Annotated in this window: 18 protein-coding genes, 1 other RNA gene and 2 pseudogenes; 9 read left to right on the top strand and 12 right to left on the bottom strand. The window is 41.3% G+C overall.

Annotation, left to right across the window (positions count from 1 at the left end):
- From KQP79_RS14910 to KQP79_RS14900, 3 genes and pseudogenes are all read right to left on the bottom strand, one after another.
- Nucleotides 1-457 (bottom strand): annotated as a pseudogene (locus tag KQP79_RS14910) (IS66 family transposase); the annotation flags it as partial.
- Nucleotides 458-543: 86 nt separating this feature from the next.
- A complete protein-coding gene (tnpB, locus tag KQP79_RS14905) occupies nt 544-894 on the bottom strand; it encodes an IS66 family insertion sequence element accessory protein TnpB (RefSeq protein ID WP_008023397.1) in 351 nt (116 codons plus the stop codon).
- A 71-nt stretch (nt 895-965) separates the two neighbouring features.
- A complete protein-coding gene (locus KQP79_RS14900; RefSeq protein ID WP_008642273.1) occupies nt 966-1,367 on the bottom strand; it encodes a hypothetical protein in 402 nt (133 codons plus the stop codon).
- Nucleotides 1,368-1,966: 599 nt separating this feature from the next.
- Here KQP79_RS14900 and KQP79_RS14895 point away from each other — a divergent pair.
- The 4 genes from KQP79_RS14895 to KQP79_RS14880 all read left to right on the top strand — a co-directional run bounded on the left by KQP79_RS14895 (nt 1,967) and on the right by KQP79_RS14880 (nt 5,060).
- Nucleotides 1,967-2,281, top strand: coding sequence for a hypothetical protein (locus KQP79_RS14895; protein ID WP_004304743.1), 315 nt, complete (start codon nt 1,967-1,969; stop codon nt 2,279-2,281).
- Between the two features lie 11 nt (nt 2,282-2,292).
- Entirely contained in the window at nt 2,293-2,583 is a 291-nt protein-coding gene (locus KQP79_RS14890; protein ID WP_004304741.1) for a cell division protein ZapA, read from the top strand.
- A gap of 124 nt (nt 2,584-2,707) precedes the next feature.
- Nucleotides 2,708-4,243: a ribonuclease Y gene (gene rny, locus KQP79_RS14885; RefSeq protein WP_004313412.1), complete on the top strand. Its 1,536-nt coding sequence runs from the start codon at nt 2,708-2,710 to the stop codon at nt 4,241-4,243.
- Between the two features lie 64 nt (nt 4,244-4,307).
- The gene (locus KQP79_RS14880) at nt 4,308-5,060 is read left to right on the top strand and encodes a copper homeostasis protein CutC (protein WP_061448098.1); all 753 of its coding nucleotides are present in this window, start codon (nt 4,308-4,310) and stop codon (nt 5,058-5,060) included.
- 146 nt (nt 5,061-5,206) lie between these two features.
- Here KQP79_RS14880 and KQP79_RS14875 read toward each other — a convergent pair whose 3' ends face one another.
- The 4 genes from KQP79_RS14875 to KQP79_RS14860 form a co-directional block, all read right to left on the bottom strand.
- Nucleotides 5,207-6,421: a sodium ion-translocating decarboxylase subunit beta gene (locus tag KQP79_RS14875; protein ID WP_004308326.1), complete on the bottom strand. Its 1,215-nt coding sequence runs from the start codon at nt 6,419-6,421 to the stop codon at nt 5,207-5,209.
- A 14-nt stretch (nt 6,422-6,435) separates the two neighbouring features.
- The gene (locus KQP79_RS14870; RefSeq protein WP_008021027.1) at nt 6,436-6,867 is read right to left on the bottom strand and encodes a hypothetical protein; all 432 of its coding nucleotides are present in this window, start codon (nt 6,865-6,867) and stop codon (nt 6,436-6,438) included.
- A gap of 263 nt (nt 6,868-7,130) precedes the next feature.
- Nucleotides 7,131-7,568 (bottom strand): hypothetical protein, encoded by a 438-nt coding sequence (locus KQP79_RS14865; protein ID WP_008645296.1) that lies wholly within the window; start codon nt 7,566-7,568, stop codon nt 7,131-7,133.
- Between the two features lie 82 nt (nt 7,569-7,650).
- A complete protein-coding gene (locus KQP79_RS14860; protein WP_061448097.1) occupies nt 7,651-10,377 on the bottom strand; it encodes a transglutaminase domain-containing protein in 2,727 nt (908 codons plus the stop codon).
- Nucleotides 10,378-10,701: 324 nt separating this feature from the next.
- On the opposite strand from KQP79_RS14860, the gene KQP79_RS14855 reads away from it, so the two are divergent.
- Together KQP79_RS14855 and KQP79_RS14850 are read left to right on the top strand one after the other, a co-directional pair.
- Nucleotides 10,702-10,839 carry a hypothetical protein gene (locus KQP79_RS14855; RefSeq protein WP_004301914.1) on the top strand — a complete coding sequence of 46 codons (138 nt, stop codon included), beginning with the start codon at nt 10,702-10,704 and terminating at the stop codon, nt 10,837-10,839.
- Nucleotides 10,840-10,932: 93 nt separating this feature from the next.
- Complete coding sequence (locus KQP79_RS14850; RefSeq protein WP_061448096.1) at nt 10,933-12,111, top strand: aminopeptidase C; 1,179 nt, start codon at nt 10,933-10,935, stop codon at nt 12,109-12,111.
- A 160-nt stretch (nt 12,112-12,271) separates the two neighbouring features.
- Here KQP79_RS14850 and KQP79_RS14845 read toward each other — a convergent pair whose 3' ends face one another.
- The 3 genes from KQP79_RS14845 to dinB all read right to left on the bottom strand — a co-directional run bounded on the left by KQP79_RS14845 (nt 12,272) and on the right by dinB (nt 16,515).
- Nucleotides 12,272-12,973 carry a DUF4627 domain-containing protein gene (locus KQP79_RS14845; RefSeq protein ID WP_004313416.1) on the bottom strand — a complete coding sequence of 234 codons (702 nt, stop codon included), beginning with the start codon at nt 12,971-12,973 and terminating at the stop codon, nt 12,272-12,274.
- Nucleotides 12,974-13,032: 59 nt separating this feature from the next.
- Complete coding sequence (locus KQP79_RS14840) at nt 13,033-14,967, bottom strand: heparinase II/III family protein (RefSeq protein ID WP_061448095.1); 1,935 nt, start codon at nt 14,965-14,967, stop codon at nt 13,033-13,035.
- 456 nt (nt 14,968-15,423) lie between these two features.
- Nucleotides 15,424-16,515 (bottom strand): DNA polymerase IV, encoded by a 1,092-nt coding sequence (gene dinB, locus KQP79_RS14835; protein ID WP_138343499.1) that lies wholly within the window; start codon nt 16,513-16,515, stop codon nt 15,424-15,426.
- Between the two features lie 216 nt (nt 16,516-16,731).
- Between dinB and KQP79_RS14830 the strand changes: the two genes are divergently transcribed.
- Together KQP79_RS14830 and KQP79_RS14825 are read left to right on the top strand one after the other, a co-directional pair.
- Nucleotides 16,732-18,159 (top strand): DUF4419 domain-containing protein, encoded by a 1,428-nt coding sequence (locus KQP79_RS14830; protein ID WP_061448093.1) that lies wholly within the window; start codon nt 16,732-16,734, stop codon nt 18,157-18,159.
- Complete coding sequence (locus KQP79_RS14825) at nt 18,156-19,340, top strand: PDDEXK nuclease domain-containing protein (protein WP_264386643.1); 1,185 nt, start codon at nt 18,156-18,158, stop codon at nt 19,338-19,340. The genes KQP79_RS14830 and KQP79_RS14825 overlap by 4 nt, the downstream gene beginning before the upstream one ends.
- A gap of 198 nt (nt 19,341-19,538) precedes the next feature.
- Here KQP79_RS14825 and ssrA read toward each other — a convergent pair.
- Nucleotides 19,539-19,935, bottom strand: a transfer-messenger RNA (tmRNA) gene (gene ssrA, locus KQP79_RS14820).
- 183 nt (nt 19,936-20,118) lie between these two features.
- Here ssrA and KQP79_RS14815 point away from each other — a divergent pair.
- Nucleotides 20,119-21,299, top strand: a pseudogene (locus KQP79_RS14815) (lactonase family protein).
- A 43-nt stretch (nt 21,300-21,342) separates the two neighbouring features.
- Here the strand turns inward: KQP79_RS14815 and KQP79_RS14810 are convergent.
- Nucleotides 21,343-21,981 (bottom strand): M23 family metallopeptidase, encoded by a 639-nt coding sequence (locus tag KQP79_RS14810; protein WP_055235867.1) that lies wholly within the window; start codon nt 21,979-21,981, stop codon nt 21,343-21,345.
- Nucleotides 21,982-21,984 lie beyond the last annotated feature (3 nt).

Genomic DNA, 21,984 nt, shown 5'->3' with positions numbered 1-21,984 from the left:
TGCTAAATCCATAATGCTTCATTTTTATACATCGCAAAAATATAAGAATGAAAAAAGGGCGACAAGATAGAATCGCGGAGACGCTTACAAAATCGGGATCATCAGGATAAACGACATGTTCTTCTTCCTCCATCTCATAATGCATGTCACGTTTGGCACCATTGTTCTTTCTGGCTTTACGCTTATCTGCTTTTTCAGCTTCTCTCTTCTGCCGCTCTTCTTCGGACATGGCAGGTTGGGGAGCTTGTTGCTGTTCGGATGTGTTGGATACAAGTTTGGCGAGCCCCTTAGCAAGGCGCTGTTGTTTGCTAAGAGATTCGCCTTTTTGAAGGAGTGCTTCTTTAAGGGAAGAAACCTCTTTTATCAAAGCATCTACTTGCCCCAAGAGTCTGTTGTTGTCATCTCGTAATCTCTTGATCTGTTCCTTCAATAACTCTATGATCTCATCCTTTTTCATGGTATAAAGATATAAAAAATCAACGAGTTGACCAAATAAATCGGATGATATACTTAGTACAAATAATTAACAATCAAGATGTTATATTAAATCCTGAAACGTTTTCGCAACCGTACAGACTTCAATGACACTCCATTTAAGATAAAAGACAAAACCTGATAAGAAATCTCGTAATTGCCTGTATGGGGGTTAAATGTTGGTAACTCAAAACTTCCACCCTCGAGGCGCTTGTAGTACAGAAGAAAGCCATCGCCATCCCAACGCAGTATTTTTACACTTTGTCGGTTTTTGCCAAAGAATAAAAATATATCTCCGGAAACGGGAGACAAGTCCTTCATTTCCAAGCGTATAATTTTGAATAAACCGTCGATGCCAAGGTTCATACGAACAAAGCCCTGGTACAGATAGTATCGATTGGCTGATGTTAGAGAATACATGGATCTCCCTCCTTTCTTTCGNAGGTTCATACGAACAAAGCCCTGGTACAGATAGTATCGATTGGCTGATGTTAGAGAATACATGGATCTCCCTCCTTTCTTTCGTAATCGAGCAACATTTTAATAACACCACCGGGTGTGGCCCGTTTGACCGAAATGGTGGTTCCACTGTTAAACGTGATTGTGATCCCGGCAAGACTAAACTCTTCTTCCGACGACATGGCGGGTGCTATTTGAGTGAACGCAGGAGAGGTAGTGCTCAGTGGGGACGGCTCAACGCCGCCATAATAATCACGAACCACATCTGCCTTAGCTTGTTTAACGCTATAGCCCCGTCGGGACATCCAGGAACTCATACCTCCAAAAGTGGTATGCTGCTCGCGGCAAACATCCGCTAAAGAACAATTGTAGTCTGTTTTTAAGACTTCTTGGAAACGTTTCCAAGTTCTTCTAAATCTATTTTCTAAATCCATAATGCTTCATTTTTATACCTCGCAAAGATATGAGAGCTAAAAACGGACAGCAATATAGAATCGCGGAGACGCTTACTTGCAGCCTCCAGATTCCACCATTGAGTAAAATTAGTAAAGCTATTTCGTAATTAGTTTCAACCTTGTTTGAAACTAAAAGTTTCAAGGCGGGAAACACTTTGTTTCAAGTAGCGAAACGAAGTGTTTCTCGGTGTGAAACAGATTGTTTCAAGCCTTGAAACTATTTTTGAAACTACTCGCTACAGGTGAAGAGATGGTGAAATTGTTACTCTTCACCCGCAAACTCCTTATTCATCGAAGAGACAGAGAAAAGGTGAAAGAAGAAATAGAAAGATTGAAAATAAATACCCAGTAGAAAAATTTAATCGATTTTGTAATGATTCAGAATCGTACAAAAATGAATGACAATTCATTTTCAATTACTAATTCGCATTAATTTAAAATATACCATAATATTATAAGCAGTCTGTATTTGCTTCCTATGCAATACTCTACTTTCCCCTCCGTTCATAGCTAATTTAGACGAAAAAGAACATTTTCTCCCGAAAAGTTTTTGTAATATCAGAGTTAATCGTATTTTTGTGTACAATTTTGGTGTAGTGATGACAGAAGAAGAAAAAAAGTTATTGAATTCCTTTGAAACGCAACTACGGCATTTGATTTATTTGCACGATGAACTTAAGCGTGAAAATGCCGAGTTGAAGAAGCTTCTCGAAAATGAAAAGCTGAAAAACGAGAAGGTACAAGCTCAATACGATGAATTGGAAGTCAGCTATACAAACCTAAAAACAGCTACGGCAATCAGCCTTAACGGCAGCGACGTAAAAGAGACGAAGCTGCGATTGTCAAAATTAGTGCGTGAAGTCGATAAATGCATCGCTTTGTTGAATGAATAAGAAGAAGATGTATGAACGATAAAATAAAGATAAACCTGCAGATAGCAGACTCAAACTACCCGTTAACCATCAACCGTGAGGAAGAACAAATGGTACGGGAAGCCGCCAAGCAGGTAAATATCAGGCTTAATAAGTATCGGGAAGTCTATAAAAATCTGGAACCCGAAAAAATTATTGCCATGGTAGCCTATCAGTTCTCGTTAGAGAGACTGCAATTGATGCAACGTAATGATACCAGCCCCTATGTGGAGAAGGTAAAAGAACTGACAGAATTGCTGGAGGATTATTTTAAGGAAGAATAAATCCCCGACCGGCTATTCGCTGATAAGAGATAAAACAACCACGCACTGCACAATATCCAAGCAAAAATAATTGCTTTGATATTTGGCGGTGCGTTTTTATTTATATACTTAAATTAAATGTAGAATGATAGCAATAATAGCAACAGCAATTGCTTGCTTCATCGTAGGAGGAGTCCTTTCATATATACTATTCCGGTATGTACTGAAATCCAAATACGATAATGTCCTGAAAGAAGCGGAGACGGAAGCGGAAGTAATTAAGAAAAACAAGCTGCTGGAAGTGAAGGAGAAATTCCTGAATAAGAAAGCGGACCTTGAAAAGGAGGTAGCATTGCGGAATCAGAAGATTCAGCAAGCGGAAAACAAGTTGAAGCAACGTGAAATGGTACTTAGCCAGCGTCAGGAAGAAATCCAACGTAAAAAGATGGAAGCCGAAGCGGTAAAAGAGAACCTGGAAGCGCAACTTGTGATTGTTGACAAGAAAAAAGAAGAACTCGATAAACTGCAACAGCAGGAAATCGATAAACTGGAAGCAATCTCCGGATTGTCTGCCGAAGAAGCCAAAGAACGCCTGGTAGAATCACTGAAGGAAGAAGCTAAAACGCAGGCACAATCATTCATCAACGACATTATGGATGATGCTAAATTAACTGCCAGCAAAGAAGCTAAACGTATCGTTATCCAGTCTATCCAACGGGTGGCTACGGAAACTGCCATTGAAAACTCTGTTACAGTATTCCATATCGAATCGGATGAAATCAAAGGACGTATTATCGGACGTGAAGGACGTAATATCCGTGCTCTGGAAGCTGCTACCGGTGTTGAAATCGTTGTAGACGATACCCCGGAAGCAATTGTTCTTTCTGCCTTCGACCCGGTTCGCCGTGAAATTGCCCGTTTGGCCCTGCATCAGCTTGTGACTGACGGACGTATCCATCCGGCCCGTATTGAGGAAGTGGTAGCTAAAGTACGCAAACAGGTGGAAGAAGAAATTATCGAAACCGGTAAACGTACTACCATCGACTTGGGTATCCACGGTCTGCATCCTGAATTGATCCGTATCATCGGTAAGATGAAATATCGTTCTTCATACGGTCAGAACTTGTTGCAGCATGCCCGCGAAACAGCCAATCTTTGTGCTGTGATGGCATCGGAACTGGGACTGAACCCGAAGAAAGCAAAACGTGCAGGTTTGCTGCATGATATTGGTAAAGTGCCTGATGAAGAACCGGAATTGCCACACGCATTGCTGGGTATGAAACTTGCTGAGAAATACAAAGAAAAACCGGATATCTGCAACGCTATCGGTGCTCACCATGACGAAACAGAAATGACCAGTCTCCTGGCTCCTATCGTACAGGTTTGTGACGCCATCTCCGGTGCACGTCCGGGGGCACGCCGCGAAATCGTAGAGGCTTATATCAAGCGTCTGAACGATCTCGAACAGTTAGCAATGGCTTATCCGGGTGTAACAAAGACGTATGCTATCCAGGCAGGACGCGAACTCCGCGTTATCGTTGGTGCAGATAAGATTGACGACAAGCAGACAGAAAGCCTGTCAGGTGAAATCGCCAAGAAGATCCAGGATGAAATGACTTATCCGGGACAAGTGAAGATTACCGTCATCCGTGAAACACGTGCGGTAAGTTTCGCTAAATAACGTAACGATTCAAAAGAAAATTCATATAAGGGCGAAGAAATTCGCCCTTTTTTAATACACGACTATGGGAAAATATCAATTTGAGATTTGTACCAATTCAGTGGAAAGTTGCCTGGCCGCACAGAAAGGTGGTGCAGACCGTGTGGAACTGTGTGCCGGAATACCGGAAGGTGGAACAACGCCCTCCTATGGTGAGATCGCCATCGCAAGGGAAGTACTGACTCATACCCGCCTGCACGTTATTATCCGGCCTCGTGGAGGAGATTTTCTGTATTCGGATATCGAAATCCGGACAATGCTGAAAGATATTGAAATTGCACGAAAATTAGGGGCAGACGGAGTGGTATTCGGTTGTCTGACAGCAGAGGGTGAAGTAGACTTGCCAGTAATGCAGAAACTAATGGAAGCGGCTCAAGGGCTATCTGTGACTTTTCACCGGGCATTTGATGTATGCCATAACCCGCAGAGAGCATTGGAACAGATCATCAAACTGGGATGTAACCGTATTCTGACTTCCGGCCAACAACCTACGGCTGAACTGGGAATCCCCCTTTTAGAAGAGTTACAGAAACAGGCTGCCGGAAGAATCACATTACTCGCCGGATGCGGAGTAAATGAAAATAATATCGCACGCATTGCCGCAGAAACCGGAATCAACGAGTTTCATTTCTCGGCACGTGAAAGTATTCAGAGCGAAATGATATTCAAAAATGAAGCCGTCTCCATGGGAGGCACGGTACACATCAACGAATACGAACGAAACGTAACTTCCATACGAAGAGTAAAAGAAACGATTGATGCCGCTTTACATGGATAAATATGGCAGCAAGGGATGAGATATCGTCTCATAATAGTACTAATACAAGACAGAAATGGTGAACATACAGCCTTCAAGCCTTTTGTTCACCATTTCTTTTTTTGCATCATTACCAACAGTATCTCAAGAAACTGTTATACTTTTATTTATAAATATGGAATTATCGTAATATAAATACCAGTAATAATAGCCGAAGTAATTACTCCCGAGATATTAGCTCCCAAGGCATCTCCCAGAACAAATGAGTCCGGATTATCTTTGCTTACAATCTTTTGTGCAACCTTCGCGGTAGTGGGTACACAGCTAACAGCTGCAATACCGATTACCGGATTGTAATTACCCCGTTTAATAATATACATGATATATCCTCCGATTATTCCTCCAATACCGGAAAGTAATAATGCTACAATACCTAATACTAATAGTTTCAAAATCTTCGGATCGAGCAACAGATGTGCATCACAAAGTACACCCAGCAGGACACCCAACATAAAAGTGGAGCCATAAAGCAACGGACCACTCACAAAATCATAGATATGTTTCATACCCGACTCACGAACAGCAACACCCAGAAACAAAGAGAAGAACAAAGGAGAAGCTACCGGGAACAAGAAACAGAGAATAGCACAAAGAACAGCAGAGAAAGCCAGTTTCACTTTAGCATCGTAATTCTTCGGAGCTTTCTTTGTCACCATCTTAATAGCGCGGAAGCGTTTGGGAACCAACAGTTTTACCAAGTATGGATAGCCTCCATACGTTAAGCCCAAATAAAGATAGGCAACCACCGTAATAGGGACAAAGAGATGCTTTGCCAATGCCAACGAAGTAAACAACACCATTGGTCCGTCGGCTCCACCCACCATAGCCACAGATGCACTTTCTTTCAGAGTCAGACCAAGAGCAGAAGCAATAGGTACTGTCAGAAAAGTGCCCAGCTCTGCGCACAAAGCCAGGAATATACTTGCAAATGGTTTCTGAAGCAGGAAGCCGACATCCAGAAGCGTCCCGATACCCATAAAGACAAAACAAGCTATCAGCCCGTTACTAAACGTCAGGGTATAAACAGGTTGCAGGAAATCTATCTGCATAGTATTCATTAATTGATCCGTATCTGAAAGCATCGGATCGAGAAAGAGATTACCCAGTGTACCGTCGGGCATAATGAGGGTTCCGCAGTTGATAGCTACCATTCCCAATCCCATCGGAATCATTACCATCGGTTCGAGTATACCTTTCCAGCCTAAATAGATCAGTAACAAACCGAGAAGTACTAAAAAAACTCTTGCAGAAGCAAGCACCCATCCGCTTGCCATCATTGTACCAATACCTTGAAACAAGGTAGCAAAATCTATATTTTCCATAAATTAGTTTTCTTTTATTGTTTGTTGTTAGTAAGTTTCTTTGAGTTCTTCTTATTGACATGTGCCTGCTCTTCTTCCCGAAGAAAGAATTCGCGGGTATCCTGTGAATAATAATAATTCATCAGATTATTTTCAGAAGCTCCCGGACTCACGCCATGATAATAGCCGGAATAACCAGTAAAGTTTCTGTCGATCCCCTTACTGTAATCTTCACGGAAATCTCCCAAAGCATCTTCATCTGCAATGGGAATCTGTCGGACTAATCTCTCCACCTTTTGCCGATGCTGACGCCAGCGTCGCAAACGGAGTAGCTCCAAACGGTGGGAACTATAAAAATCAAATGAATCGGCCGCATAGGCAATCAACTTAATGACCGCAGCGACAAAAAAACCGATGAGGAACGTAAGCCCCATCATCGCAAGAGTAGATAGTAATAAATGAATCATAGTAATATAAAAAATTAGGTTGTATAATCTTATTCAAATATCCTTGCTTTTATACGACGTAACTCCCGTTTCACAACGGGAACACAATATTTTAATCCTTAAAGACAAGCACATCAATATCCGTCCTTTGTTCCAAGTCATAGGAAATACATTCTTTGTTTTCCATGTTAACATGAATAAAACTAAGATAATAAATAAAGGAAATGATGGTAGATGGAGGATCTGAATAGGCACCTCACCTTACCCAAAGATAAGAATATAGTCTAAATGAGAATATGCGCCAATGTATAGACGTAATACTTACACGAATATTTAGTGTAATTGACATCAAGGCCGGTATGCCCCAAACGATTCTCCGGAAGCATAACATTCAGAGAGCTCAATATCTGTATAATGACAGTATTGGTATTGAACTTCAGGTTCTTGAAAGGAACAATGCTTCTCGGAAAAGAGATATTGTCAAAAATGCAGTCACTAACATTACAAGTGGATGTCTCGTCAACAAACTGCGAATGAGAATCTTTACCTGGCTTGTCGAAGCCGGCAGAAGAAACGCAACAGCATGACACTGCTTCATATCGCATGTCATTAGACGAGGTTTCAGTTTTTTTCTGAAATCCCTGCAATTCTTTATTGGAAACATTACTAAATCCCAATACCAGAAATGCACATGCTAATATGCAAAAAATGTACTTAGTCATAATTTGCTGCAAACGTAATCATTCTTTTCCGAAAAAACGCATTAAGGGCAAGAATTAACGATTATTGTATACCTCCTCTTTTCTATAACCCATGTACAACTTTCATCAATTGCTCACCCAAACCGATTGTATATCCTTGAGAAACAAAAACTACCCTATTAAATGTATCTGCAATAATAAATACCGGCAGAATAGAATTGTTCAAATTCATAGCCTGCACTATTTCTTTGCGGATGCTGTCATCGACATCAATACCGTAGGTGATGGTAGACGGAAGTCCTTTAAATTCGTCGGCATTAAATTTCTTGTATTGTTCTTCCGAAGGGAAAAGAAAGACCATCTTACGCCCCCATTGTTCGAAGTCATTGCCCAAAGCGGCTATATCTCTTAGCGCATGATTGGTAGGTTCCTGCCCTACTCCAAGCACAGCTACTATAAAATAGCCACGTCCACAGGTTTGCAGAATACTCCGCTGTTCAGTGTTGTCAACCGGACGATAGGTCGCTTCCGAATTAAAATTGCCGATCACTTGCACCTGATCTTTGCTTTCACGCATCACAAGGTCAACGGTGGTTGTCTTACCGGGTTCTATAGTAAAAAATGTACTGTTGGAAAGCACCGCGCCACTTGCCAACCGAGTTCCGGTCACCATCATATAATAGCCTTCATCAAGCTCTCTCCCATATTTTAACAAATTACGCCAGGTAGTTCCATCCCCCATATCCGTCTCTCCTTCGTCATAATTAAGCAACTGGAATGTGCCGTTTTTAAACTTGGAAAGAGTGAAATGCGAATAATATTTAGGATCTTCCACAGAGCGGATAGGAGTATAAGTAGCTTGCAATACTCCCTTTCGAGACTGTGCAGCTTCTGCCGTATCGAAGTTGACATCTTCCTTTGCAAATTCTTCATTTAGAATCTGCACCTTTCCGGTCACTTCATCAATCCAGGCAGCGGACGCCCATCCCATGCTCCGGTAAGCTGCCACAAAGAATATGTCACGCGACTTTTCATCAGCCACCCGTGCTTTCCATACTCCCATCGGAGAGATAGGAATCTGTTGAGAATTCAGTTCATTATTGATTTTAATCTCTTTTCTGCACCATTCTATTAATACTTTGGGATCACGTTTCATGCTATCGGGCACAGACTGGTACACTGTTTTTTCAATGGCTTCACGAAGTTCCTTTTTATAAGGAGTCAACATCTCATTAGCTATACGAGGAGGATTGAGGTACATTCTTTTAAATAAATCAGTCTCTATCTTCTCCCAATCCGAGATATTAGTCAGCAGATGATCATTCAATACATCTAGAGTTACATCGCGGAGATCTTTAGCCGAAAGACTCTCTAATATCCATATAGCCCGTATTTCTTCCCATGAAACAGCGTCTTTCTCTTTTCGGATAGGCGAAAGGAAGTCTTTCAAGGTTTGGTGGTTTCCTCGCGAAGCAACCAGGAAGTTTACTAATTTTTCTTTCTTTTCCGATTGTAAGGTATTTCCATATAGTTTATCTATCCACTCTTTGGCCTGTTTTTCCGTCATCATTGTTGCTACATACGCATTGCGGATTGAATCTTCCTGCGCCATCCGCCGATCATTTTCCGCCCGTTGTTCGGGAGTGTCTTCGGGAATATTCGCTCCTTCCACCGGAGGTACAAGATCCATTGGCAAGGAATAGGCTTCACCTTCTTTCCTATTTAAAGAGAGTTGCAATGCATCATCTTTTCCAAATGAGATTTTGGCATAACCAAATTGTCCGTTGCGGGATGCCCAAACCAACATATCTCCTTTACCGGCAGTCAGGCTGGCTTTCCCCTCTGCATCTGTATATTTCGTGGCTACTGTATAGAACTCCGCATAATTGTATATCTTAAATTCGACTTTGGCATCTGCTACCGGTTGACCTTCGGCATCCGTCACCGTTACGATAGCTTTAGCAGTAGGGGCATAATTATCAATCACATTGATTTCCGTATAATTCGGTGTCTCAAGCATAATCTCTTCCGGACCGTTGTAACGTCCGAAAACCTTAGTATGCATCAACATTCCCCGACTGGCAGGGGAATTAAACCATCCCAGGTTCAAAACCGGTTCCGGTTCACAAGCTCCAAAGAAGTACCAATGTCCATCCGCCCATGCTTCCACCCAAGCATGATTGTCATCCGTATGCGCCCAGCGGGGCGTATACACTTGCCGTGCCGGAATACCGACTGCCCGGAGCGCAGCCACCGTAAATGTAGACTCTTCGCCACAACGTCCATACGCTGTTTTGACAGATGCCAATGGTGAGCTGGTGCGCGCATCACTCGGACGATAGACCACTTTCTCGTGACACCAGTGGTTCACTTCCAATATCGCGTCTTTCATCGGCAGTCCCTTCACCCTGTCTTTTAGTTCACCATAAAACACACGACGGGAATCATCCAAATTCTCGTTATTCACCCGGAGCGGCAGAACAAAATGACGGAACACTTCATCGGGAATCTCTTTACCCCAAGGCATCTCGTCACGTGTCTGCTTCGACAGCCGGACATTCTCCAAGTAATAATCTCCCGGATAATCCGTCACGTCCCCTATCGGCATATAAGCGTAGAGAAACATCAATGCTTCGCGCTCGTAGACTGACAAAATAGAATCGGCAAAGATCGCAAATAAATCTCCATGAGGAAGTGCCTGTTTTTTCTGCTCAAAGTCTTGAGCTACTTGATTCCGGTAGGATTCTTCTTTGAGGAAGTGAGCATTGTTACAAGCAAACAGTACAATCGACAAAATCAGGACGCACAAAAGATGGGTGAATGTTTTCATATAAGTGTTTGGTTTATTCTATTAATAAGGTTGCTGACTGACAAAAATAGAAGAATATTTTCTGAATACCTAGATAAGTACATAAAAATGTGATAGATAAGAATAATATTGTCATTGATGGGAAAATCCGGGAATTTTGTAACAGGTTTGTAATATAGACCGTGTTCGAACCCTTATAAAAAGAAAATTCAAAAGGAAAAGAAGATTTTTATGTTTTACAGCATATAATTCGAAAACAATTTGTATCTTTGCAGTGTTATTAGAGAAAACAAGATGTAAAACCGCTCTTCAAAACGTGGAGGGCAAAAAAAGAGGAAACAAATTATGAAAAAGAATGCAAATGAAAAAATTATGATGTTACAGTACCGTATTAAACGCTATCAAGCAATGGGAAATGGTGCCATGTGCCAAACATTAAACGGTAAACTTCAAAAACTGCTGTCACAGCAGGTTGCCATGTAAATAAACACACTAATTATAATAAATAGAGCGAGGAACTTTCGAGTATCTTCGCTTTTTTTATACATTTGCAGAAGAAAGATAATAAAACACATTATGAAAAAGCTATTTATGTCGGTTGCGCTCCTCTTATTGGTCGTAACCTCTTTTGCACAAACACCCGGTTATGAGTTCACAACCGTTGTATCTCACCAAGCAACGCCTGTTAAAGATCAGGGTTCCACAGGAACCTGCTGGTGCTTTGCCACCGCTTCTTTCATGGAGTCGGAACTGCTCCGAATGGGAAAAGGAGAATATGATCTCTCGGAAATGTTTATCGTTCGCCAAAAGTACATGAATCAGATGGAGGACAATTATCTCCGTCGTGGTAAAGGAAGTATCGGTGAAGGAAGTTTGGCACACACTTTCAAAAACGCTTATAAGAAAGCGGGAATCGTTCCGGAAGAAGTGTACACCGGATTGCTAGGCGATAACAAAGACCACAATCACGGTGCATTGTCACGCTACCTCAAAGCATTGGTAGACGCAAATATTGAATCTAAAAAGCGCACTCCGCAATTTGATGCGCTTATTAATAATCTGTTTGATATTTATCTAGGCAAGCTTCCTGAAAAATTCACTTATAAAGGAAAAGAATATACTCCTCAATCTTTCACAGAAAGTCTGGGATTGAATATGGATGATTACGTTGAGTTGACTAGTTTCACTCACAAGCCTTATTATGAGACATTCTCACCTGAAGTTCCCGACAACTGGGAAAACCAGCCAATGTATAATCTTCCGTTGGACGAACTGATCGAGGCTATCGACTATGCACTGAACAAAGGATATACCGTATGTTGGGACGGTGACGTAAGCGAACAGGGTTTCTCTTTCAAGAACGGAATCGCCATCAATCCGCAAGTGGAGGATGTGAAAGATTACTTGACTACCGACCGTGCCCGTTTTGAGAAAATGCCAAAATATCAACGAATGGACGAAGTGTTCAAGTTTGAGCATCCTTATCCGGAAATCAACGTAACACCGGAAATCCGTCAGGATGGTTACGAGAAGTTTGTGACAACTGACGACCACTTGATGCACATCACCGGCATTGTAAAAGATCAGAATGGTACTAAATATTATATCACCAAGAATTCCTGGGGAGCGGAAAGCAACAAATCCGGAGGTTATCTGAATATGTCTGAAAGCTATGTACGTGCTAAAACAATCTGCGTGATGGTACACAAAGATTCTCTGCCTAAGGAACTGAAGAAGAAACTCGGTATTCAATAAATCGCATGAAATCAGTCCCGAAGGGAGATTGACTGTTTCATACATTTATTTATTCGGAACTCTCCATTATATTCATATAACAAAAAAAATAGGGCAACGAAGTATCACTACTTCACTGCCCTATTTTTTTGTTAACCTACTATATTAAATCCTTTGCTCTTTATTTCTTTTTCAATGTCACGTCGCTGATTTCTACAACGCCGCCTTTATTCTGGGAAAGAATAGCCACATAACAATCTTTCAGAATAGCAGCATCATCGTCTGTATCAGACACTTCCAAGTTAGCATTTGCTTTCTTGCTGCTAATAGCATTTACCACTTGTCCCATATCATAGTAAACCACTACTTTAGTCCATTTACCGGCATCTTTAATTTTAAAATTGTATTGTGCGCCCGAAGCATTTGGTTGAGCATCTGCGTCATAGTCTCTACGCATGAAGAAAGTAGTATTGTACTTACCATTATCATTCTTTTCCTCATTGGTCTGTTTGATGTATACACTGACCGGAGTTCCTGCTTCTTTAGCTTTTGCATAGAAAGTAAGAACATAGATACCTTTGTCCAAACCATCGGTAATACGTTGTCCCAGGAAAGCTTTATACCAAGAGAGATTCTTTTCAGCACCGGAGTTATCCAATTTCATTGCATTCGAATATTTGGCATCTCCTGTTTCTTCCCAAGCAATAGTAGTTACACCGTCAGCTTCATTATTCATGATAAACCACTCTCCTGCGGTAGCTTTGTTGGCATTAGTCACTTTAGTCTTTACTTCAGTGGCGAATTTTTCGTTTTTTATCAGGTTCTGCGCACTTACGCTTACTCCTGCAAGGACCAAAAGCCCGGCAAATAATACTTTTTTCATCTTACTGTGATTTAATTGTTTATACTTTATTTTTTCTAGCTTTAAAAATCTATTTCACCCTACTTCACTTGTTGAATAACAAATCCATATTTACCAGTCACTTTCTTTTCTTCAGTCTTTAGTGTGATGCGGTAAATCTCTTTGCCCCATACGTTAGACAGGCGCGGATCATCCAGTTTGATTGTTTCCAGTTCGGCTTTAAACTGCGACGGATAGTTCATTTCTACCTTTTGTCCCTTTACTTCGATGCGGATTTTTCCGGCTGACGGGAAAGTCACATTGCCCCAAGTTAAAAAGTTCATTTGATTAGGAGCAATAGCCTCATCCAACGTATAAATATCACCAATAATAAGTTTTTTATCATCAAGAGCATAAGAGCGAACCCAGCTTTTCACTTTCGCTTCTGCCGGATAAGCAGTAGCTATATCCGTAGAGAACATCCGTTTCTTCTCATTGCAAACGGTATTGGTAGCTTTATACTCCTGCCCGAATTTCTGCGGTACTCCGTTAATCATCGGCAAGTTATGATAGTTGCTCTGCATGGTCCAGATGGTATAGCGGTCCTTGCCGAACGTCTGTTTGGTATATGTACCTACACCGGCATCAATTATCACAGGAATTGTATTTACATATAAAGAAAAGGTTCCTACATCGTTGTGGTTATGGCTTTCGTTATTAAATCCGCCTTTAGCGGCAACAAACATACCGTTCTTATTCTTCATATAACAGAATTCCGTTTCGGGATACCAGGTTACATCCGGCATATCATGTTTCGGAGTTGCTTTTGCCAGCTCATTACAGCAAAGTAGAGATTGAAGCGAACGAAAAGCGTCGTTGCCCATGGTAGCATACGGTTTTCTTCCTTTCAACAGGTATGCGGCAAAATGCATCATTTCATCGCTGTTTACAGCTTTACCGAAGCGATAGATTAACAAAGGATCGCCCCCGCCTTGTGCCGATGCATCAGCAAAATTCACCACCCAGCCATTGCCCACGTATGAGCGGGACATATATTCTCCCATCCGGCGAATCATCGGTTCATTGAACAGAGACAGTTTACCGCCTGTGCCATCAGAGAGTATCTGCAAATAGTCATAGAGCTTTCCGGCGGCATGTCCCCAGTAAGAGGTTCCCTCCTCACAGGCACCATCGGATTTCACGAAGTTGATAAACTTATCGACTGACTGCATGGAGCGATAAACAGCTTTCGCCAACTTATCCTTATTGTTCTCCATCAGTAAGAAACATTGCAGGGCATTGGAGTTACACCAGGGATTCCAGTTGTTGATGATTTCTCCCGGTTTCCAGTTAAAAGCCATCCACCACATTTCGTCGTCGTTCATATACGGATCGAGAATACGTTCTTTGATTGCTTTACGCATTTGCAAGGATACCACAGGATTAATTTTGTCGAATGGTTTGCGGAAGAAATAGTGTACCCAAGCCATTAAAGCTCCGTATCCGCCTGAACCGAGGTCGATAATCTGTTCGCGGAAGTCGGGAAGTGAACGTTTGCTGCTCTGACGGGGCAAGTGTGCGGATAGAACCCATGAATTCATTTCGCAGCTCATATATGCTCCGTTCAGTAATTGGTCGATAAAACGCCCTTTCCCTTCGGCCAGTTCGGCGAGCATCAAGGCGTTAAGTGCCTGACGGTTGGCGTCATAAGGGACTTCCATTATTTTACGGTTACCGCTGCGTTCGTATTCCAGATAAGCGGTGGCAGGTATCAGTTGCCATTTATAGTCGAGGAGTTTTTCGCCGGCTTCGATGAGGCGTTGCTTATTGGGGCCCATCAAAGAATCCCAGGCGGCACGATCTGTATAAGCAGGATAAGGCACCCAAGCTTGTTTCATTACCAACACGTTTTTCAACGTAGTTTCGTCTGCCGCTTTTTGCAGCATATTGCGTTCGGTGTAAGCGTTTGCCTTGAAAGAAAAACTTCCCAAAGCTGCTAGTAGAAGAACACAAAATAAATGTTTCATTTGATTCATGGTATTTTATTCATTTAAGTATTGCAAAGATAACGTATCTGATAAAAAATGAGGTGAGTAAATCATACGAACCTGATGACAAAAAAGTACATACTTCAAAAATAGTACTCTTAATTGCTATATTTTAGGCTTTTAAGTCATTATAAGAACAAATTAAGTCATTGTAGAAACAATTTAAGTCACACGGAAACTGGGTTTTCATTTCGGAAAAACAAAGATGCAGTTTTAGAAAACAGAGGTTTCCTTTGGAGAAAATAGAGGTTCTATTTATTCCAGACAGAGGCTCTGTTTAGGTCAAATAAAGGCTCTATTTTATTTCAAATAAAGTATCTGTTTTACTTCAGACAAAGTATCTGTTTGGATATTCTATCCTCTTTCTTTTTTCATTCTTTAATTCTCTTCTTTTTCACACCTCTATTCTTTCTTCTTCATCCCTCTATTTCTTCCTCTTCGCCTTCAATCCCAATCACTAAATTCAAAACTCAACTGTTCCCAGACACCGTGTTGTTCATCGGCTTCCTCTTTTGGATTGGAGACGGAAAGACCGATGAGCCGGATTGGATGTTGCTCAAATTCGACACTTTTAAGCAATTCTTTTGCAAGTGGGAGTACCCGGTCTAAGGTGGTGAGTTCCTGCGATTGAGTAAGGCTTCGGGTTGTCTGGCTAAAATCATGAAACTTGATTTTCAGAGTAAGCGTGTTACCTTTGAAGTCTTTTCGCTGAAGACGTTCAATCAGCTCTACTGCCACATGGTATAGTTCGATAATGACCGATGAACGGGCTGAAATATCACGTTCCAATGTACGTTCGCAGCCAATGGATTTACGGATACGAATTGCTTCGACAGGGCGTTCGTCAATTCCTCGTGAACACTCATAATACAGTACACCGGCTTTTCCGAAATGGGCTGTCAGCATTTCAAGAGAGCATTTCCGTAGTTGAAGTCCATTGTGGATGCCAAGTAGATGCATCTTCTTTGCAGTCACCGGACCCACTCCCCAAAAAGATTCGATAGGAAGACGGGCTATAAAATCAAGGGCTTGTTCCGGATGAATGGTACATAAGCCATCCGGTTTGCGATAGTCCGAAGCTATTTTAGCCAGAAACTTATTATAAGAAACTCCGGCAGACGCAACAAGGTTGAGCTGCTCCCGAATCTTCTGCTTTATTTCCTTTGCTATATCCACAGCCAGGGAAATATCTTTTTTATTTTCTGTGACATCCAGAAAAGCTTCATCCAGAGACAGAGGTTCGATAATATCCGTATATTCGTGGAAAATCTCATGTATCTGACGGGAAACGGATTTATAAACATCCATCCTGCCAGGTACAAAAATGAGTTGGGGACAAAGACGTTTCGCCTTTTGCGAAGCCATAGCGGAACGGACACCGTAACGCCGGGCTTCATAGCTAGCAGCAGCCACGACTCCCCTCTCTTCTGCATGACCTACCGCTAAAGGCTTGCCACGAAGTTCTGGATTATCACGCTGTTCTACAGAGGCATAGAAGGCATCCATGTCGATATGTATAATCTTTCTCTGCGTCATTGTTTAGGATTAGCAGAGCAAACTTACTATAAATTCCCGAATAAATCCTGCTTATCGGTTCAAGAAATAATATGCTTATGATTTTTATAGATATAAGTCAAAAAAACATTCAATATCTTGTCAAAGACAGTTCTTATTATATTATATTTGCATATCGTCTATTCAAAATATAGAGGTAGTTAATAAGTTTGTGCCACCATACAACTCTTTAAGATTATGAAAAACACATTATTTTGCTTATTCATATTTTGCAGTGTTTCCACATTCGCTCAAAATGGAATCACTTTTAAGGTCGAAAAGCTTTCAAAGCCTGAAGAATTACTTCATCTACACTCCCCGAATGAAATTTACGAAAGTCTTATATTATCAGATATGGACATAGAGCCTTATGAGATAGAAGAGAAGAATATCAAGGTTCCTTATCATATCATTGCAAAGAGCGAATCTCCCGACAGTCTCGTTTCTTTTGGCCCTAATTCTTTTTTCAATGGTATGTATCAGGCTTATGCAGATCACAGGCCATTCGTATTGTCTCCGGACATGATTTGGCTATTAATCAGCCAGGGATTTGCACGCCATATCAATGCCAATCAGGAATCTATGAGAAATGAACTTGTTGATTTCTCCGGCAAACTATCCTTAATTGTAAGAGAAGACAAAAAATTGGAAGACCCTACTCTTTCGTGGGAGAAAATCTTTCCGCAATTTACAGAACAAATATCCCAATACGCCGGTAAGCATCTGACCGAACTGCTCACCTGCAATTTTTCAACGACTACCTCTTTAGAGAAAGTTGCTTCCGAAATAACAATCATGGAGGCTGTAAAACCTTACTTTGAGTTTATCATCATACACATTGTCTGTGGAATACCTGAAATAACTCTCGAAGGAACACCGGAGGACTGGGAAAAACTACTGCACAAAGCCAGAGGGTTGAAAGAATACAAACTCGATTGGTGGATTTCAGAACTGGAACCTCTTTTGGAAGAATTTGTCAAAGCATCTAAAGGAGAAGTCAATAAGGACTTTTGGCGCAACATGTTTAAATATCATTCACAGAAACGATACGGAGCCCCAAACATTATTGATGGATGGATCGTGAAGTTTTTCCCTTACGATAAGGAAGGGAAAAGAAATAATCTGAAACAGCTGGAAGGCAGGAATTGTCTCCCTGATGAGATAGTGAAGGTAGACGTAAAGTATCAGGAAGTATATGGCGACGCTGTCAAAGAAACTCCATTAGAATTTTGGGCAGGTTTCATCGGGTTAGAACAAAACAGCAAGACTTTTGCTCTGCGACCGCAAATTGGTTGGATGGTCGGGAAGAAAGATGTTAACAAGGAAGGATTAAAAAGTAAATTAAGTGCTGATGCTCAAAAGGATGGCTGGGGAAGCGGCATCAATATCAGAGTAAAAGAATTTCCGGCTGTACTGTTGGAGCTCAAAGAAATAAAAAGGTTGGATATCCAATTTATCGATACAATTGATATACCGGACGAAATATCAAAAATAAAAATCGGATCGTTGAGTTTATATGGAAAGATTACTAAAGAGGAAATAGAGCGTATTAAAAGATTATTGCCTGATACGGATATAAAAATAAATGGTTCGCGAAGTGGGAGTGCTTCAGTTATGACTCCATAATAAAAAGAGGCTATCCAAAAGCCATAAGTCAGATTTCAAAGGCTATCAAGATGCACTATCCCGAAAAGAAAGGATATTCAGCGAGAAGCCTTACCTATATGTGTCAGTTTGCCCGAACATACCCACTAGAGATATTACAAAGAATGCTTTCTTGTGACAAGGTGTTGAGAACGCCAACAATCCCCAATATGCTATCCTTGACTGATGAACTGAACTGTTTACCAATTACGCAAGAACCTCTTGCGCAATTTCAGACAAATATATTTCAATCAAAAGAATTTACGCAAGAGCCTCTTGCGCAATTTCAGACAAATATATTTCAATCAAAAGAATTTACGCAAGAGCCTCTTGCGCAAATTCAAAAGATAGACAAGACAATCTCCGCAATGCTGCAAACATCCATTGATGATATTGAAAAGGATTTTGTTTGTTCCCCCATTTCAAAAATAAACTGGACCAGTCATGTGATACTATTGGATAGCTCATTACCCTTAGGAAACAAATATTGGTACATGAAACAGTCCGTTGAAAACGGATGGAGCAGCAACGTATTAAAGATACAGATTGAGACTAATCTGTTCAAACGGCAGATAGAAACACAGAAAGTCAACAATTTCACAAAGACCTTGCCCACCCCTCAAAGTGACTTAGCCAACTATTTGCTGAAAGACCCGTATATATTCGATGTAGCAGGTACAAAAGAACTGGCAGATGAAAGGGATATTGAAAAACAGCTTGTAGAACACGTCACAAGGTATCTATTGGAAATGGGGAACGGCTTCGCCTTTGTAGCCAAACAGAAACATTTCCAAGTCGGGGACAGCGATTTTTATGCAGACCTTATCCTATACTCCATAAAACTCCACGCCTATATAGTCGTAGAATTAAAGGCTACTCCATTCAAGCCAGAATATGCAGGGCAATTGAATTTCTACATCAACATCGTAGACGACCAGTTGAGAGGTGAAAACGACAACAAGACAATAGGATTGTTGCTCTGCAAAGGTAAAGATGAAGTAGTGGCACAATATGCCCTAACGGGCTATGCACAGCCCATAGGAGTAAGCGACTACCAGCTAAGCAAAGCTATTCCCGAAAATCTGAAATCCGCCTTGCCAAGTATCGAGGAAGTGGAGGAAGAATTATCACAGCTACTCGATAACAAGAAAGACGAAAAGTAATCCGATCAGTCCCGTTTGGACAGTCTTGACATTTAAGCCGTCTGCCACCTATACAACGACCGATTCGACCCGAGCATTGACGAACAGATGAATATCACAGAAAATAGAAATATTAAATAAAACAAAAACACCCCGCTTTACATTCTAATAATGTAAAGCGGGGTGCAAATCTCATAAATTACTTAAAATCAGCATTTATTGTGGACCTGGAGGGAATCGAACCCTCGTCCAAACGAGGAAATCATAAGCTTTCTACATGCTTATCTTTGCCTAAATTTTCGTGCAGGAACAGAACCAAAGCCATCAATTCCTGCCTTATCCTCTAAAGTTTCATCAAAAGTGCGAGGCCGCCTTTGACTATCCCCGATGTAACTGCACCACTGAACCGGAATGCTTCGGAGCAACAGCTTCCGAGTGATGTCTCGTCCTGGCACCTAGTGCCTGGATTAAGCTAATCTACTGTGATTCGATTAAGCAGCAAGAGCGTAATTAGTTTCGCCAGATAAAATTTTGATAACTGATATTTAAGTGGAAATTACCGACCCACTGCATGCTTACCTACCATTTCTGCCCGCTGTCAAATCCAGTCAAGCCCAAATTTTTATTCGTACAGAATAGCGATTGTTTAGAACGCTTTCCAAGAGTGCAAAGATAGGAAATGTTTTCTAATTTACGAGAAGACGTTAGCAAATATTATATCAAAGCACTATCTTTACGGAGCTATTTTATATTTAAGGTGAAAAAGCATCATGAAAAATCAACCAATAATAAGCTACTTATGATTAAGACATATCTATCTAAAACATCTATATTCAAAGCATTTGCCGCTATTTGCATATTCGGAATCAGTATCAGTGGCTGTACTTCTAAAAAAAAGACTCCTATGGAAACAACCGATACAACGGAAAACGAACTAACCATGTTGGTGGGTACTTACACATCAGGAACCAGTAAAGGGATATATAGCTACCGCTTCAACGAAGAAGACGGGACTGCCACTCCGTTAAGTGACACGGAAGTTGAAAATCCTTCTTATCTTGTTCCATCTGCCGACGGGAAATTCGTCTATGCAGTCAGTGAATTCAATAATACACAAGCTGCCGCCAATGCATTTGCCTTCAATAAAGAAAAAGGAACTTTGCAACTATTAAATTCACAGCAAACGGGAGGTGAAGATCCCTGTTATATCATCGCCAGTGGAAATAATGTGATAACCGCCAACTACAGTGGCGGCAGCATCTCCGTTTTCCCTATCGCAAAAGATGGCTCGCTCCTACCCGCTTCCGATATTATACAATTCAAAGGTACGGGAGTAGACAAGGAACGACAAGAGAAACCGCATTTGCATTGTGTCCGTATCACTCCGGATGGTAAATACTTGTTTGCCGATGACTTGGGTACAGATCAAATACATAAGTTTATCATTAACCCAGCTGCAAATGCAGAGAATAAAGAAGCATTTCTGAAAGAAGGATCGCCTGCTGCCTTTAAAGTGAAAGCCGGTTCGGGCCCCGCCATCTGACTTTCTCGCCAAACGGTCATTACGCCTATTTGATTAATGAGTTATCGGGCACAGTAATCGCTTTTGAATATAAAGACGGAGATTTAAAAGAGATCCAGACAATCGCTGCCGATACGGTAAACGCACAAGGAAGCGCCGATATTCATATCAGCCCGGATGGAAAATTCCTGTATGCCAGCAATCGTTTGAAAGCAGATGGTATTGCCATATTCAATATCCACCCGGATAACGGAATGTTGTCAAAAGCAGGCTACCAACTGACAGGGATTCATCCACGCAATTTCATCATCACGCCTAATGGCAAATACTTGTTGGTTGCTTGCAGAGACAGCAATGTGATACAAGTTTATGAAAGAGATACAGATACAGGACTATTAACAGATGTACAGCAGGATATAAAAGTAGACAAGCCGGTCTGCATAAAATTTGTGCCATAATTTGTCATAATCTCCCGGCTATTCATCAACTACTGATAGCCCTTTACTTTTTATTTTGAGCAATCCGATTGTCAGGAATTTGAGTCTTCACAACGATTTTACTCCCGTTCTTGGTACACTTGATACATTCTTTCCGCAATGTTCTCTCTTTTAAGTCAAAAATGAGATTCGGATTAAAATGTTGCCCGTTAATACGGGTTTCGAAGTGTACATGTTCGGTAGTGGCACGACCGGTACGTCCTGTCAGCCCGATAGGTTGTCCGGCTTTTACAACATCACCAGTTTTAACCAGATTCTTGAAATTGTGGCTATAAAGTGTTTCTAATCCGTTAGCGTGACGGATTACAACGATATTTCCGTAGGCATAATAGGGTTTCGACATACGCACCACTCCATCAAAAGCAGCACGAATCGTATCTTTTGCACAAGTCTTAATGTCTGTTCCCGAATGTCCTCCACGAGTTCCATAGGCAGAGATTACTTTTCCTCCGGGTAACGGGAAAGCATATTCGTGATCTTTCAGAGAATCCAAATGCAGATAGATATGATTGCTTTTAGCAAATAATCCGGGAGTAGCTACCCGTACATCAGCCATTTCGCGGGCAGAGAAGGAAGGTTTATCCTGCCCGTCGGCAGTCAGTGGCAATAATAAAACTGTCAGTAAGATAAGTATGTTTTTCATGTC

This window comes from Bacteroides sp. DH3716P, assembly GCF_025914115.1.
Taxonomy (GTDB): domain Bacteria; phylum Bacteroidota; class Bacteroidia; order Bacteroidales; family Bacteroidaceae; genus Bacteroides; species Bacteroides ovatus.
The sequence above is the reverse complement of the archived record's forward strand: the minus strand, read 5'-3'. Positions and strand labels throughout refer to the sequence as shown.

Excerpts from the sequence above, each read along its gene's own strand:
- tnpB (WP_008023397.1), bottom strand. The coding sequence starts at position 894 with ATGTATTCTCTAACATCAGCCAATCGATACTATCTGTACCAGGGCTTT.
- KQP79_RS14900 (WP_008642273.1), bottom strand. The coding sequence starts at position 1,367 with ATGGATTTAGAAAATAGATTTAGAAGAACTTGGAAACGTTTCCAAGAA.
- KQP79_RS14890 (WP_004304741.1), top strand. The coding sequence starts at position 2,293 with ATGAACGATAAAATAAAGATAAACCTGCAGATAGCAGACTCAAACTAC.
- rny (WP_004313412.1), top strand. The coding sequence starts at position 2,708 with ATGATAGCAATAATAGCAACAGCAATTGCTTGCTTCATCGTAGGAGGA.
- KQP79_RS14880 (WP_061448098.1), top strand. The coding sequence starts at position 4,308 with ATGGGAAAATATCAATTTGAGATTTGTACCAATTCAGTGGAAAGTTGC.
- KQP79_RS14875 (WP_004308326.1), bottom strand. The coding sequence starts at position 6,421 with ATGGAAAATATAGATTTTGCTACCTTGTTTCAAGGTATTGGTACAATG.
- KQP79_RS14870 (WP_008021027.1), bottom strand. The coding sequence starts at position 6,867 with ATGATTCATTTATTACTATCTACTCTTGCGATGATGGGGCTTACGTTC.
- KQP79_RS14865 (WP_008645296.1), bottom strand. The coding sequence starts at position 7,568 with ATGACTAAGTACATTTTTTGCATATTAGCATGTGCATTTCTGGTATTG.
- KQP79_RS14860 (WP_061448097.1), bottom strand. The coding sequence starts at position 10,377 with ATGAAAACATTCACCCATCTTTTGTGCGTCCTGATTTTGTCGATTGTA.
- KQP79_RS14855 (WP_004301914.1), top strand. The coding sequence starts at position 10,702 with ATGAAAAAGAATGCAAATGAAAAAATTATGATGTTACAGTACCGTATT.
- KQP79_RS14850 (WP_061448096.1), top strand. The coding sequence starts at position 10,933 with ATGAAAAAGCTATTTATGTCGGTTGCGCTCCTCTTATTGGTCGTAACC.
- KQP79_RS14845 (WP_004313416.1), bottom strand. The coding sequence starts at position 12,973 with ATGAAAAAAGTATTATTTGCCGGGCTTTTGGTCCTTGCAGGAGTAAGC.
- KQP79_RS14840 (WP_061448095.1), bottom strand. The coding sequence starts at position 14,967 with ATGAATCAAATGAAACATTTATTTTGTGTTCTTCTACTAGCAGCTTTG.
- dinB (WP_138343499.1), bottom strand. The coding sequence starts at position 16,515 with ATGACGCAGAGAAAGATTATACATATCGACATGGATGCCTTCTATGCC.
- KQP79_RS14830 (WP_061448093.1), top strand. The coding sequence starts at position 16,732 with ATGAAAAACACATTATTTTGCTTATTCATATTTTGCAGTGTTTCCACA.
- KQP79_RS14810 (WP_055235867.1), bottom strand. The coding sequence starts at position 21,981 with ATGAAAAACATACTTATCTTACTGACAGTTTTATTATTGCCACTGACT.